This window comes from Rhodococcus sp. SB1D, assembly GCF_048573875.1.
Lineage (GTDB): Bacteria > Actinomycetota > Actinomycetes > Mycobacteriales > Mycobacteriaceae > Rhodococcus_F > Rhodococcus_F qingshengii.
On the sequence record NZ_JBMAIQ010000003.1, the window covers coordinates 409,467 to 423,234 of the forward strand.

Sequence of the window (13,768 nt, forward strand, 5' to 3'; positions counted from 1 at the left end):
GAAGTGACGCAACATCATCGTGCTCTCCTCTTCGGTGCCCCCTTGCTCACGCAGACAACGCAGCACCTCCTTTCGATACGCACGTAATCGAACCCCGAAAATCATGTCCTCTAGCTGACGGTCCATCCAGTCGAAGAAACAGTTCGCGTCGTGCGGCGGCAGCGGATTTACCGTGGGTATGCCCAGTCTCGAAGCCCCAGCAGAAGCCGAGGGTCTCGACTAACTTTGCCGGACCGACTGCAATGGTCAGCTTCGGCGGAGTGAATCTCGGAAGAAGAAACCTTCGTCCCCGATATGCCAACTCCCTTTGCAGCTGGATCAACCCGCGGCATACCTCGCGATAATTGTTCACCTCAGTGCCGCTGTTCCGACCAAGGAAAGGTCGAGGCGCTTCTCCACGGCGAAGTCGATGCATGTCGCGCCGCCGACACCATTCACCTGAGTGCCGGGAAGGGTGCGCACTGGATTCGGCGTCCGTCACCAGAGTGCCAGTGATGGCTACAGCCCCAGTACTCAACCCAGGCGTCATCACGCAGCTGTTCCCGAAATTAGGCAATCGGTGGTTAGGTAATTCGACCTTTTGGGGATCGAATCCACCGTAACCGATTCTCGCCCTCCACTGGAGATGCAACGGCGCGCCGCCGAGAGCCATGAGGATTTCTGAAAAACTGCAGATCAAGTCAGTATTGACGCCCACGGACTAACCTCGCCCTCTGGTTCCGCTGGCCAAAAGACAAACGATTGTGGCGTGCGCCACAAATCTCCTATAGGGTAACCACTGTTAGCCTGCGACGGGGTGCGAGACATTTCCCAGCGCCGGATCCACGCTCTATCCCACTCCTGAACAGACCGAGCGAGAGCTGAGCGCTCTTGACGACGTCGTGGTGGATTGAGGATCAAGAAAGAAAGATGGTATTGCCGTGCAGTCATCACTTGTCTCTCTGCCGTCCATGGAGAGAGTCCGCATTGGCGCTCCGGTCGCGGAGGCCGCGGCCCAGGAAGCAGAGTTGCTCGGGGCGAACCGAGTCTTCGTCGTATGTAGCGGGACGCTCAACTCGCAGACAGACGAGATCGCTCGGGTGATCGAGGCACTGGGTGATCGATTCGTGGGACTGTTCGATGCGGTTCGACCCCACGTACCGCGCGAAGACGTCATTGCTGCCACCCGAGTTGCTGCCGACGCCGATCCGGACATGCTGTTGTGCGTGGGCGGCGGATCGGCGACGGACCTGGCGAAGATCCTTGCAATCACTCTGGAGCACGGAGTTCGCGAGGCATCGCAAATGGACGCCTACCACCTGCAGGTCAATCCCGACACATCGGTGACCGCCCCCGCCTTCTCCGCCCCGAAGATCCCGGTAGTGGTGGCGCCCACGACCCTGGCGGGAGGTGAGTTCAACGCGTTGGCCGGGTCGACGGATGAGAAGAGCAACGTCAAAGAGGGTTACTTGCATCCGGCGATGACCCCGAAGGCTGTCATCCTCGATCCTGCACTCACGCTGCACACGCCGGAGTGGCTGTGGCTGTCGACCGGGGTTCGCGCACTGGACCACGCCTTCGAGACCTTGGGCTCGCTCGAATCGAACGGGTACTACGACGGGATGGCGATGAATGCCATACGACTGCTCTCCGAGGGACTCGTCCGAGTGAAGGAAGACACCGACGACGTGGATGCCCGTCTGATGTGCCAGGTCGGTGCGTGGTCGTCAATGGTCGCGATCGTCGCAGGCCTCGACATGGGCGTCAGCCATGCCGTCGGGCATGCACTCGGCGGTTCGTTCAACGTCCCACACGGGTACACCTCCTGCGTCATGGCGCCTTTCGCGCTCGAGTACAACCGCGAGGTCAACGAGCATCGCCAGGCGCTGATCAGTTCGTCCTTGGGTGCGCCGCAAACGCCGGCACACGAGTTGGCGGACTCGCTGATCCGGCGACTCGGCATGCCGAGATCGCTGGGAGAGGTCGGGCTGACCGACAACGACCTCCCCAGCCTGGCTACGTACACGTTCAAGGACATCTGGTGCGGGACCAACCCGAACCCCATCGCGAATCCTGACGCGTTGGTTCCTTTGTTGCGGCGGGCACTCTGATCGAGCCCGAAAACAGGTGATCCCCCTCCACGTCGGATGGAGGGGGATCACCTGTTTTCGGGCTGAACGGGCGTCACCGTCGGCTGGACGTACCGCCGGTACCACTTTGCGTTCCGGGACGGTGACGGAGAATTCCGACGACGATGTAGTCCACGTAGGTTGCCACCAGCGCCTCGATATCGTGGTCGTCCCGGAGCCACCAGCTCACACCATTCATGAGGTCGAGCACCGCAACAGCCGCACGCTGTGGGTCGGCGATCTCGAACTCTCCGGCGCGGACCCCGGCAGCAATCACATCGCGCACACGCCTCTGGTAGTACTTGCGGTACTCGAGCACCCTCATACGGTGTTCGTCGGTAAGCGCCGAGATCTCTCGTAGGCTTACCAGATGCTCGACCCTGTTCATCGCCAAATACCGCAGATGAACATCGATCAGCGAGGTGAGTCGCTCGACCGGAGTTCCAGTCTCGTCGAGGACAAGTAGATGCTCCTCGACCGGGTCCCGGGTCATCTTGAGCGCGATCGCGTAGAGGATCTCCTCTTTCGAGGTGAAGTGGTTGTAGAGGCTCGCGCCCTTGATTCCCACCGAATCTGCGATGCCACGCATGCCTGCCGAGTGGTAGCCCTGATCAGCGAAGTATTCGGCCGCCGCGGCCAGTATGTCGTCACGTCTGCTTGGGAGCCCTTCAAGCCGTGGTCGACCGGATCCGGGTGTCGCGCTGCTGGCAGGATCGATGTTCAGCGTTTCAGTCCTTTGCATACAGGCGGCGTAGTTCTCTCTTGAGCAGCTTCCCCTGAGGGTCCGTGGGCAGCTCATCCACAATCTTGATCGCCTTTGGAACCTTATAGCCTGCGAGCACGGTCTTGCAGTGGTCTCGCAACTCCTGGCCGGTGAGGTCGCTGCCGTCTATGACGATGACGAAGCCTGTGACCGCCTCGGACCAGTATTCGTCCGGAAGTCCCACGACGGCGGCGCGCGACACCTCGGGGTGGGCTTGTAGTACGCGCTCGACCTCCTGCGAGGACACGTTGTAGCCGCCCGTCTTGATCATGTCCTTGCTGCGATCGAGGAAGAACATATTGCCCTCCGAATCGCGACGTACGATGTCGCCGGTGTGGACCCAACCACCGTCGAGGACAGCGGCGGTCTTCTCGGGATCCTTGTAGTAACCCAGCATCACCGACGGCGTGCGACAGAGGAGTTCACCTCGCTCTGCTTCATTTCCGTCGGCATCGACCACCTTGACCTCGAGATGGCCTACAGGCTTGCCGATCCAGGTCGGATCCTGATCGGGAATGTCCTCGAGTCGCTTGAACCAGCCGACGGAGCCCAACTGCGTCAACTCGGACTGACCCCAGTAGGTGCCCCACACCGATGCGGGCGCCGCGTGGTGCCATGCGTCCACCGTTCGCGGCGAGACCTGACCTCCATAGGTCAGGCAGCGCTGGATGGTCCCGACAGTCTCAGGACCGAAGTCAGGATGATCTGCGAGCGAGATGAAGAAGGTCGGGGTTTGAGCCAGGACGGTGATCTGCTCCGCTTTGATCATGTGCAAAGCGTCGGCAGGCGCGAGGCTGGCCGGGAGCACGAGCGTCGCTCCCAATAGCAGGAGCGAGGTCAGGGAGCCGATTCCGGCAATAGTGTGGAATGGCATGACGTAGAGCCAGACGTCATCGTCCAGGCATCGCAGTCCCCATGTGTACGCAGGTGCGGTGGAGACCAGGTAGTTGCGATGCGGCAGCATGACGCCCTTCGGAGCCGCCTCGGTTCCACTGGTGTACACGATCATTGCGAGATCGTGCTCGTCGACATCGCAATCCGGCTCTGTCGGCGACGAGGACTCGAGGAGTTGATCGAAGCAGTGGCCGCCGAACTCGTCCGTGCTGTCGAGAACAATGATTTCGGGGCGGGTACCGAGTCCCGCCAGCGCTTCTTCCAGTACCGGCAGGAATTCCGCGGCCACGACCACAACCGCGGGCTCGAGGTGCCCGATCTGTTGAGCCACTTCGTTCGGTCCGAAAAGGACATTGATGCCGGAGTACACCGCCCCTATTTTGAGAGCACCGTAGTAGGCGACGATCGACTCCACGCGATTGCGGGCCATCACGGCGACCCGGTCACCGCGGGAAACACCGAGTCCGAGGAACATATGGGATGCCCGGTTGGCATCCTGATTGAGCGCACCGTAGGTGGTCACGGTGCGTCGACCACCTGGGGCATACGACACGATCGCCGGCTTCGAGTATCGACTCTGCGAGTGGCGGCGTAGCTGGTCGCCCAACGTCGCTCGCCCTAGCGGTGACGACTGGGTCGCTGTGAGGGATCGGACAAGCGGACCTGAACTCCGTCGCACATCAGTGGCATCCGATTCGACACTTGTCGACAGATCCATGGTTCCTCAACTTCCTGAATGCTTACCGCGGTTAGTATGATGTGGCTCATACTGTCATCGGCATCCACGCGGGTCAAGCAGAGTTTCCAAGCAACAATGGGAATATCGAAATCACACTTGGTTGTGTCGCTAACGGCTGTTAGCCTGCATGACATGACTATCGTCACTGACCTGGACCGTGACCACCTGCGTTCGGCGGTGTTACGGGGCAACGTTCCGACCATGCTCGCCGTGTTGCTGGAGCTGACCGCCGATGAGCGGTGGGTGGCACCCCGCTATCAACCCACGCGCAGTCGGGGCATGGATGACAACTCCACGGGAGGACTTCCGGAGGAAGTTCAGTCCGAAATCCGGAGCGCGTTGATGGACGCAGTGGAACGCTGGTGGACGCTGGACGAGCCGTCCCGGCGGACGCTGGACAGCTCGGAAGTCGAGCGAATCCTCAACTTCACCTGCAGCGAGACCGTGCCGCCGGACTTCGCGCCGATGATGGCGGAGATAGTCAATGGTCCGCAGATCAAGCCTGCCACCACCAAGTGCGACGAGCGACTCCACGCCATCGTGATCGGAGCCGGCATCGCGGGGATGCTGGCCTCCGTCGAGCTCACCCGCGCTGGAATCCCTCACGTGATCCTGGAGAAGAACGACGACGTCGGCGGATCATGGTGGGAGAACCGCTATCCGGGCGCCGGAGTTGATACACCGAGCCACCTTTACTCGATCTCGTCGTTCCCTCGTAACTGGTCGACCCACTTCGGCAAGCGCGACGAGGTTCAGGGATATCTCGAGGACTTTGCGGAGGCCAACGACATCCGGCGCAATGTCCGCTTCCGCCATGAGGTGACGCGCGCCGAGTTCGAGGAGTCGAAACAGAGTTGGCGTGTGTCCGTCCAGCGACCAGGTGAGGCGCCGGAGACCCTCGAGGCTCCCATCCTGATCAGCGCGGTCGGTCTGCTCAATCGTCCCAAGATCCCGCATCTACCGGGAATCGAGACCTTCCGTGGTCGCCTCTTCCACTCCGCCGAGTGGCCGAACGAGCTCGACGATCCCGAGTCGCTCCGCGGAAAGCGAGTGGGCATCGTCGGTACCGGAGCCAGTGCTATGCAGATCGGCCCGGCCATCGCGGATCGTGTCGGATCGCTGACGATCTTCCAGCGCTCACCACAGTGGATCGCACCGAACGACGACTACTTCACGACCATCGACGACGGCGTCCACTGGCTGATGGACAACATCCCCGGCTATCGCGAGTGGTACCGGGCGCGTCTGTCGTGGATCTTCAACGACAAGGTGTACTCGTCCCTCCAGGTCGACCCCGACTGGCCAGAGCCGAGCGCCTCGATCAATGCGACCAACCATGGTCATCGCAAGTTCTACGAACGCTATCTCCGCGATCAGCTGGGTGATCGAACAGATCTGATCGAGGCATCTCTTCCGGACTATCCGCCCTTTGGTAAGCGAATGCTGCTGGACAATGGCTGGTTCACGATGCTTCGTAAGCCCGACGTCACACTGGTGCCCCACGGAGTCGACGCCCTGACACCTTCTGGACTCGTCGACACGAACGGCGTCGAGCACCAGCTGGACGTCATTGTCATGGCGACGGGTTTCCACAGTGTGCGCGTTCTTTACCCGATGGACATCGTCGGTCGATCCGGCCGGTCCACCGGAGAAATCTGGGGCGAGCACGACGCGCGCGCCTACCTGGGAATCACAGTTCCTGACTTCCCCAATTTCTTCGTCATGACCGGACCGAACACCGGCCTGGGACATGGGGGGAGCTTCATCACGATCCTGGAATGTCAGGTCCGCTACATCATGGATGCCTTGAAGTTGATGCAATCGGAAAACCTCGGCGCGATGGAGTGCCGGGCCGAGGTCAACGATCGATACAACGAGGCCGTCGACAGACAGCACGCACAGATGGTCTGGACCCATCCGGCAATGGAGAACTGGTACCGAAACCCGGACGGTCGCGTCGTGTCGGTCCTTCCGTGGCGGATCAACGACTACTGGGCCATGACCTACCGAGTCGACCCGGCAGATTTTCGTACCGAGCCGGCACGCTCCGAGTCGGTCCCGACTCCGACCGCGCGAGGGTGATCATGCAGGACGAAGCCACCGGCGGAGTGCACGGCGGGCCGCTGTCGGGTATCCGGGTCATTGAAATGGAGGCCATAGGGCCGCTACTGCACGCCGGTCTGATGTTGGCAGATCTTGGCGCCGATGTCGTGCGCATCGTGCGCCCCATCTCGATGGGAGCAGATGACGGAATCGACGATGCGAATGCGGGGATGCTCCGAGGGCGGACCGAACTCACTGCAGATCTGACCAAGACCGAAGATCTCGCCAAGGTGCGCAGGCTGATCGGCCGAGCGGACGTCCTGATGGAGGGCTCTCGGCCCGGCACGATGGAGAAGCTCGGCCTGGGCTCCGAGATCTGCCTGCAGGACAATCCGGGGCTGATCTACGGCCGAATGAGTGGCTGGGGCCAGAAGGGACCGATGGCCCGAGAAGCCGGGCACGACCTGAACTACCTTGCGCTTTCGGGCGCGCTCGAACAGCTCGGACCGGCTTCCGGGCCGCCGTCACCGCCGCTGAACTACGTCGGGAACTTCGGCGGCGGATCGATGTTCCTGCTCGTAGGAGTACTTGCCGCGCTGCACGAAAGAGAACGCACTGGCCGAGGCCAGGTGGTGGATACAGCGATGGTCGACGGCGCCAGTTCGTTGACTGCGCTCGTCCGATCGTGGCAGCATGCCGGCCGCTGGTCAGCCCGTCGTGGAACCAACCTCCTCGACGGATCTGCCCCGTTCTACCGCGCGTACGAGTGCGCAGACCACAGGTACATGGCGGTAGGGGCCCTCGAAGACGTGTACTACGACCGCTTCGTGTTCGGACTCGGATTGGATCCCGCCTCATTGCCGAATCGCTGGGACCAATCGACCTGGGACGACTTGTCCGAACGCTTCGGCAGAACCTTCGCCACACACGATCGCGACGCCTGGGTCGAGGTCTTCGACGGCCTGAACGCTTGTGTCACACCCGTGCTCACACTCCACGAGGCAACACTCCACGACCATGCAATACAGCGGACGGCCTTCGTCGATGCAGGAGGCTTTTCGATGCCCTCCGCCGCACCACGGCTGGACTCGTCACAGGGAGCAGCCCCACCACGGAGAAACGACGAACTGGACGCAACCGTGTCGCGATGGGAGATTGCCTCAGAGCGCCTCGGGGGCAATTCCACTCGACATCGGTCCACTCGCATGGCTGTTGGTCCACAGACGTGGTGAGCGAGAGAACCGATGGCGCCAGGCGGGCTACGATTTCGGTATGCGCAGGCTGGCTGGATCGTTCGATCGTGACCTCCCCGGGTTGCCGCGTGGCCGCGGCCGACTGGCTGTGGACGAGGTCCAAGACGCGCAACGCGATCGCATTCTGCGTGCGGTGATCTCGTCGACGGCGGAGAAGGGGATCGCCTCGACCACGATCGCCGATGTCGTCGGGCGTGCCAGGGTGTCTCGTCAAGCTTTCTACAAGCAGTTCGAGAGCAAAGAAGCGTGCTTGATCGCGGCGATCGACGCCGGCATCGAGGTGATCGTCTCCAACATCACCTCGACACAAAGCTCGACCGCCAATTTATCTCTACACGAACAGCTTTCGGCTGTCATCGAGAAGTATCTCGAGACGTGTTCGTCCGAACCGGAGTTCGTGCGAGCCTGGGTGGTGGACCTACCTGTGGCCGGCCCGGCCGGGGTGGCGAAGCGCAACGAGTACGTGGAACTGCTCGCCGATGCATTGCTCGTCGGCTACTCGTCCAAGTCTTCAGAAGCCCCGGGGCGTGAAGTGTTTCTCGCGGCGATCGGCGGTTGCAACGAGTTGTTCTACCGCCAGGTGGTTGACGGGTCGAATTCGTACATGAATCTTCATGCGCCGATCATGTCCTTCCTTGAACGGGTACTGGATCTCTCGTCCAACCCTTCGTAGTCCGGTGTTGACAAGCCAAGGGTAGATCGCCATGCTCATTCATAAGTACTGCTGCGTACTTATGAATGAGGAGTGGTCATGCGAATTACGAGTGGACTGACACAGAGTCCGATCGCACCGCCCGGCCGGGTAGCGATCCGTCCGCGGCGAGTCGATTTCGACTGGGAGAAAGCGCCTTTGGTGTGGTTGCCGAACGAGCCGATCGCCTCATACCTCCTCAGCTCGATGAACCTCGTCATCCCGGAGGGCGAACGGATGATGATCCAGGCCTTCGAGCAGGCCCTCCCGGACGTGCACGACGAGAAGCTTCGCGAGGACATGCTCGGTTTCATGGGTCAAGAACTGCTGCACGCAGAGGCGCATGACGAGGTCATGAATCAGGTGTTCACACGGCACGGGATCGACCCGGCCACGTTCAACCGCCAGATGCAGTATTTCTTCCGTAGAACTTTGGGCGTCGGTGACGACCCCGATCCGCGGGCCATCCGGCAGCGTCTGATCGAGCGTCTCGGGATTTGCGCGTCTTCGGAGCATATGTTCGCGTTCGTGGGCGACTGGGCGTTGAACGCGGACTTGGAGAAATTCGGCGCGGATCCGCAGATGCTTGACCTCTATCGGTGGCATGGGGCCGAAGAGGTCGAGCATCGTGCCGTGGCACACGAGGTCGCCACGTGCTTCGGAGTCGGCTACTTTCGCCGCTGTATCTCCATGATCATCACGTGGCCAATCTTTTTGGGGTGGTTGCTCCGTGCTGCGATGTATCTGAGTCGCAACGACCCCAACACGCCGAACATCGGTTATCCACGATTGCTACTGGAATTCGTCCGCGCCGGACGCCGCGGACTGGTGCCTGGTGTATCGAAATGGTTCTGGAGCGGTGTGTCGACGTTCGTGCCGGGATTTCACCCCGACAGTGTGGGGTCCACCGCCCAGGCCCTCGCCTACGTCGCGCAATCGCCAGCGGCCAAGCGGGTCAACACATGACACCCAACGCGCCCGAACTCACACAGCGGTGGCCGGCCCCCCGCGAGATCCCGGTCGACCTACGTCGCGGCAAGCGCCGCGACTCGATTCTGCGCATTCTGGATGTCCTGGTCTCCACGCAGGTCAAGTTGGCGGTCTTGATTCATCGCGACGAGCCACCGGAAAACCGGATCGACGAGTACAAGACAACGCTCACGGTGTCGGAGCGCACGACGGTGGCCACCGACAACGACGTGGTCAGTCTCGAACTGCGAGCACCTGACGGCAGCGACCTCGAACGGTGGTATCCCGGGGCACACCTCGACCTGTACCTGCCCTCGGGACGGGTACGTCAGTACTCGCTGTGCGGCGATCCCGCCGATCGACGCTGCTACCGGATCGCGGTACGCCGGATTCCTGATGGTGGCGGCGGATCGAACGAGGTCCACGACGAGTTGCCAGTCGGTACCGTCGTCGGCGTTCGCGGTCCACGCAACGCATTCGGGTTCGTCGAACCCGGGCGAATCGAGCGCGCGAAGCGCGTTCACTTCGTGGCGGGTGGCATCGGCATCACACCGATACTGCCGATGGTCCGCGAGGCGGAGCGCATGGGCCTGGATTGGTCGCTGATGTACGTCGGTCGCGAGCGCCGCACACTACCGTTCCTCGAGGAATTGTCGCCGTTTGGTGATCGGGTCACCATCCGCACCGACGACGAATACGGCCTACCCGCAGCGAATGATCTTCTCCCGCCGAATGTCCGCAGCGGCGACGCGATCTACTGTTGCGGTCCGGTCCCGATGCTGGACCTGATCACAGCTAGTGTGCGCAACGAGCCCGGTGTGGAAGTGCACGCCGAACGCTTCTCCGCCGCACCGGTCGTCGATGGACGACCCTTCCGCATCCAACTGGCTCGCACCGGTCAGGTCATCGATGTCGCCGCCGACCAGACCGCACTGGACGCGGTGCTGCGTGTGAACCCGAAAGCCCCCTATTCATGTCGTCAGGGCTTCTGCGGCACCTGCATGGTCCACGTCAGCGACGGCGACGTCGATCATCGTGACAATTCGTTGAGCCCAGCCGAGCGCGCCGCCGGCAAGATGCTCCTGTGCGTTTCGCGGAGCAACAGTCCCTGCCTGACGGTCACCACATGAATCCACCGATGAGAAAACACAATTCCAGACAACCGGAGTACCTGTTGAACGACGATCAACTGACATCGCGGGTGGTGGACCTGCTGATCGCACTGGAAGAAATGGACGCCGATGCCGTGCGCGCACTCGTCGATCCCGACATCGAATGGCGCAATACCGGCCTGCCCAGCGTGCGTGGAAGCAAACGCGTCGAACTGGCGCTCACGATCGTCTCTCGCCTGATCACCAGGTACGAGGTCGTGGAAGTGCTCACGATGACCACCGACCACAACACCGTGTCCTCCCGGCGACGAGAGATCATCCGCATCGGATGGTTTGCCATGCACCTCGACGTAGACGGCCACTACACATTCGCAAACGGCCTGCTTCGCATTTGGGACGACCGCTTCTCCTACCACCGACTGCTCCGCGGATTGCGATTCGGCCCAACCACCTGAAGTAGCGACGTTTTGTGTCGCATTTTGCCGGGGAGTCCTCACCAGATGCTGAAATCTCCCCCTGCAGCTTCTCGACTGCATCCTCGGTTCAGGAGTTCGGCCGCTGGTGCGGAGAACTCTCGCCGAGTCTACGTTCGCGCATGTGACCGGCTCGTTGTTCCTTTGGACTGCAACGGGATTGGATACCGCTGATGGATTCTCGACAATTGTTCGCCCTCGGCGCGCTCGGTACCGGGATGTTGTCGCTGGCCTTGCAGCTGACCCCGCTGTGTCTCGGCGCAGAGGATGCGGAGCAGTACGTCTTTGTTCGCACCGCCAATGCCACCGCGGTCCTCAGCCTTGCTCTGCTGTCCGCCGCGTTTGTCTTCTGGCCGCCGGCTGGATGACTTTCCGGGCGCAACATGTTCACGAATAAAGGAGTTTCGGTGAATCCACCCATAAACCACTACCGCCGGCGATCGGTGGAATCGATCCTCCTCGGCGGAGCCCTTGCAGCACTGCTGCTCTCGGGATGCACGATCAGTTCAGCAGATCCCACTACCGAGGGCAGGCAGTCGTCGAAGATGCCCACCGACTCCGAGCAGATCACCACGGTGATCCGATCTCACCTCGATACCCTCAGTACGACTCGACCGAGGTGCAACGAGAATTGTCGACGGGTCGGGGCATCCAGGGGTCGGTATCGAGCCGGCGGTCGACGGGTGCTCAACTGACAAGTAGTTCCGCAACTTTCTTCGAGAGGGCCCCACTAATGCGTATTGGAGTATCCGGCCCGCACGGGACCGGCAAGAGCACGCTGGTCGACGAGTTGTGTGGCCGCCTCGCGGGACACATTCGGGTCGATGAACCGTATTTCGTGCTCGAAGAGGAGGGGCGCGAGTTCGAGTTTCCACCCTCGGCTGATGACTACCGTGCGCAGCTTCGTCGTTCACTGCGATTGCTGACTACACCTTCTTCTGGTGTTGTATTCGATCGCACGCCGCTCGACTTCCTGGCGTACTTGTCGGCGTGTGGTGTCGATCCGGAGGCAGAAGTCGAGGCGGCGATTGTGAGGTCCGCGCTACGTACTCTCGACGTGCTGGTTGTGGTGCCGATTACCGTCGAAACAGTGCAGAAGTTGCCTGCGGTGGGGATGCCGGAGCTGCAGCGCGCGGTGAACGACGCGTTGCTGGATTTGGTGTACGCCGATCCGATGCAGGTGTGTGACTCCCTGGTAGTTGTCGAGCTTGACGGCCCACTCCGTGGGCGGGTCGACACGGTTCTCTCGGCTTTGCAGTGACACCGGAATCGTCGAGCTGGGTGCGTTCGAAAGATGCTGGTACTGAGTGTTACTCGTGATGATCGACCTGATGAAACTTCGGTTTATGGCTGGCCGGTCTCTAAAATCGCAAGGGATGTACGTCTTCTCGTATGAGCTGGTGCTGACGCCCCTTCAGTTTGCCGCCCCGCAGAGCGCTGCTCACCAACGCGCGTTCCCGGGCTCACTCTCTGGCGGAGGGTATCGAAAACAGGCATCTCGTGGCTCAGAGTGAATTCTGAGAGCCGGTTGTCCTGGCAATTCTCGCGGAACCGAGGAAACGGAGTCCAGCGTGACAGTCGCCGCGTACCCATCCTTTCTGTTGCGATTCTCGCTACGGCCGCACTTTTCGTGGCCGGATGATCGTCGGGCTCCGAGACTGATTCGACAAACACCGTAACCGCTCGGCAGCCGCCCAACATCGACATAATCGCTGGTGCTCGCCCCGAATCCCACCATGACCGATTCTTGTCCCACCTTCAGGCGATGGCGGCTGTAGATTCCGATCTATTTGTCAGATCAACCTGCGACTTTCGAAAAACTACGCGACAGTTGGCGCTGAAATTCCGGGCAAAGATGGCCTTTTCGACAGCTGAGAACAATCCACCAGCAGTCGGTCAACACTGCCCCTCTCCCTGGACTCGACGGGATGAAACCGTTAGCAACGGAGCTACGAACGAGGCACGGGGCGTCAGGATTCACCAGTGTGTCGACGACCGGGAGTGACTGCCGACGGAAACTGTTGACTAGGTTCGAACCTTTCCAGCACCAGGCACCGACCCGACAGGTGACCTATCGCCATGGTTCTGTGGCAACAGGTGTGGCCGCGACTTCCCACGAGCATTCCGAGCGCTCCAAGGGGCACCCACCACCCCTTACATAATTTGCCAGCGGAGATCGTCCATGTCGTTTCCAACCTCAGCCGTCGTTGATGCCAACAAACACCTACTGGCGCTTTGCAACAACGGCAACATGATATGGTCGGCAACCAACAAAACCGCACACAACAAGATCGCATCAAACGGCGAACAGCTAACGACTGCAACAATATTCAGTCCACGGCAATCCGGGCTCACACCGCTCCGACGCCAACCACACGGGGACGCGGCATCACCGCTTTTCAATCCTGAAACAGCCACCCGAAAACCACCCCCTCACTTAGGGTGTCGGTTTGTCCAACAAGAACACGGACAAACCGCGGCAGGTCGAACTCATCGGTTTCGCCGCCGGGATGATGACGTACTCGATCGACCGGCCGTGTAGTGGGGAGTCTTCACCTTCCCGATCGGAATCGGGCTTGCAGTCAGTACCTATGGATGGCGCTGGGAGGAAAGCGATTCCGGGCCGTCGGTATTGCAGCGACTGCAGAAATTTTCGCCGTCAACCGCATCCGGGACCTCAACGAGGGCCAAGACACCGCCGAACTGACCGTCCGTATCAGCGG

General features: G+C 61.1%; 12 protein-coding genes. 10 read left to right on the forward strand and 2 right to left on the reverse strand.

Annotated features, from left to right (window positions below; translation table 11 throughout):
- The first annotated feature begins 920 nt into the window (after positions 1 to 920).
- Positions 921 to 2,090: an iron-containing alcohol dehydrogenase gene (locus tag ACN50D_RS10720; protein ID WP_211921764.1), complete on the forward strand. Its 1,170-nt coding sequence runs from the start codon at positions 921 to 923 to the stop codon at positions 2,088 to 2,090.
- A 73-nt stretch (positions 2,091 to 2,163) separates the two neighbouring features.
- Here the strand turns inward: ACN50D_RS10720 and ACN50D_RS10725 are convergent, their stop codons facing one another.
- Both ACN50D_RS10725 and ACN50D_RS10730 read right to left on the reverse strand, forming a co-directional pair.
- Positions 2,164 to 2,850, reverse strand: a complete 687-nt coding sequence (locus ACN50D_RS10725; protein ID WP_211921766.1) for a TetR/AcrR family transcriptional regulator — start codon at positions 2,848 to 2,850, stop codon at positions 2,164 to 2,166.
- On the reverse strand, positions 2,837 to 4,483 hold the full coding sequence (locus ACN50D_RS10730) for a class I adenylate-forming enzyme family protein (protein WP_231917422.1): 1,647 nt from the start codon (positions 4,481 to 4,483) through the stop codon (positions 2,837 to 2,839). Before ACN50D_RS10730 ends, ACN50D_RS10725 begins: the two co-directional genes overlap by 14 nt.
- Before the next feature lie 153 nt (positions 4,484 to 4,636).
- On the opposite strand from ACN50D_RS10730, the gene ACN50D_RS10735 reads away from it, so the two are divergent.
- The 9 genes from ACN50D_RS10735 (at position 4,637) to ACN50D_RS10775 (ending at position 12,306) form a co-directional block, all read left to right on the forward strand.
- Positions 4,637 to 6,586 (forward strand): flavin-containing monooxygenase, encoded by a 1,950-nt coding sequence (locus ACN50D_RS10735; protein ID WP_211921768.1) that lies wholly within the window; start codon positions 4,637 to 4,639, stop codon positions 6,584 to 6,586.
- 2 nt (positions 6,587 to 6,588) lie between these two features.
- Complete coding sequence (locus tag ACN50D_RS10740; protein ID WP_158170701.1) at positions 6,589 to 7,779, forward strand: CaiB/BaiF CoA transferase family protein; 1,191 nt, start codon at positions 6,589 to 6,591, stop codon at positions 7,777 to 7,779.
- A gap of 40 nt (positions 7,780 to 7,819) precedes the next feature.
- Entirely contained in the window at positions 7,820 to 8,473 is a 654-nt protein-coding gene (locus ACN50D_RS10745; protein WP_020971347.1) for a TetR/AcrR family transcriptional regulator, read from the forward strand.
- Positions 8,474 to 8,551: 78 nt separating this feature from the next.
- Positions 8,552 to 9,457: a metal-dependent hydrolase gene (locus ACN50D_RS10750; RefSeq protein ID WP_211921769.1), complete on the forward strand. Its 906-nt coding sequence runs from the start codon at positions 8,552 to 8,554 to the stop codon at positions 9,455 to 9,457.
- Positions 9,454 to 10,590: a PDR/VanB family oxidoreductase gene (locus ACN50D_RS10755; RefSeq protein ID WP_064445145.1), complete on the forward strand. Its 1,137-nt coding sequence runs from the start codon at positions 9,454 to 9,456 to the stop codon at positions 10,588 to 10,590. The genes ACN50D_RS10750 and ACN50D_RS10755 overlap by 4 nt, the downstream gene beginning before the upstream one ends.
- An 8-nt stretch (positions 10,591 to 10,598) precedes the next feature.
- A complete protein-coding gene (locus tag ACN50D_RS10760) occupies positions 10,599 to 11,027 on the forward strand; it encodes a limonene-1,2-epoxide hydrolase family protein (RefSeq protein WP_230359279.1) in 429 nt (142 codons plus the stop codon).
- A gap of 191 nt (positions 11,028 to 11,218) precedes the next feature.
- Positions 11,219 to 11,413, forward strand: coding sequence for a hypothetical protein (locus ACN50D_RS10765; RefSeq protein ID WP_125052412.1), 195 nt, complete (start codon positions 11,219 to 11,221; stop codon positions 11,411 to 11,413).
- Positions 11,414 to 11,452: 39 nt separating this feature from the next.
- The gene (locus tag ACN50D_RS10770) at positions 11,453 to 11,740 is read left to right on the forward strand and encodes a hypothetical protein (RefSeq protein ID WP_204855199.1); all 288 of its coding nucleotides are present in this window, start codon (positions 11,453 to 11,455) and stop codon (positions 11,738 to 11,740) included.
- Positions 11,741 to 11,778: 38 nt separating this feature from the next.
- Entirely contained in the window at positions 11,779 to 12,306 is a 528-nt protein-coding gene (locus ACN50D_RS10775) for an AAA family ATPase (RefSeq protein ID WP_042922064.1), read from the forward strand.
- Positions 12,307 to 13,768 lie beyond the last annotated feature (1,462 nt).

Coding starts and splice junctions, on each gene's coding strand:
- ACN50D_RS10755 (WP_064445145.1), top strand. CDS start 9,454: ATGACACCCAACGCGCCCGAACTCACACAGCGGTGGCCGGCCCCCCGC.
- ACN50D_RS10730 (WP_231917422.1), bottom strand. CDS start 4,483: ATGGATCTGTCGACAAGTGTCGAATCGGATGCCACTGATGTGCGACGG.
- ACN50D_RS10750 (WP_211921769.1), top strand. CDS start 8,552: ATGCGAATTACGAGTGGACTGACACAGAGTCCGATCGCACCGCCCGGC.
- ACN50D_RS10775 (WP_042922064.1), top strand. CDS start 11,779: ATGCGTATTGGAGTATCCGGCCCGCACGGGACCGGCAAGAGCACGCTG.
- ACN50D_RS10745 (WP_020971347.1), top strand. CDS start 7,820: ATGCGCAGGCTGGCTGGATCGTTCGATCGTGACCTCCCCGGGTTGCCG.
- ACN50D_RS10725 (WP_211921766.1), bottom strand. CDS start 2,850: ATGCAAAGGACTGAAACGCTGAACATCGATCCTGCCAGCAGCGCGACA.
- ACN50D_RS10735 (WP_211921768.1), top strand. CDS start 4,637: ATGACTATCGTCACTGACCTGGACCGTGACCACCTGCGTTCGGCGGTG.
- ACN50D_RS10760 (WP_230359279.1), top strand. CDS start 10,599: ATGAGAAAACACAATTCCAGACAACCGGAGTACCTGTTGAACGACGAT.
- ACN50D_RS10740 (WP_158170701.1), top strand. CDS start 6,589: ATGCAGGACGAAGCCACCGGCGGAGTGCACGGCGGGCCGCTGTCGGGT.
- ACN50D_RS10765 (WP_125052412.1), top strand. CDS start 11,219: ATGGATTCTCGACAATTGTTCGCCCTCGGCGCGCTCGGTACCGGGATG.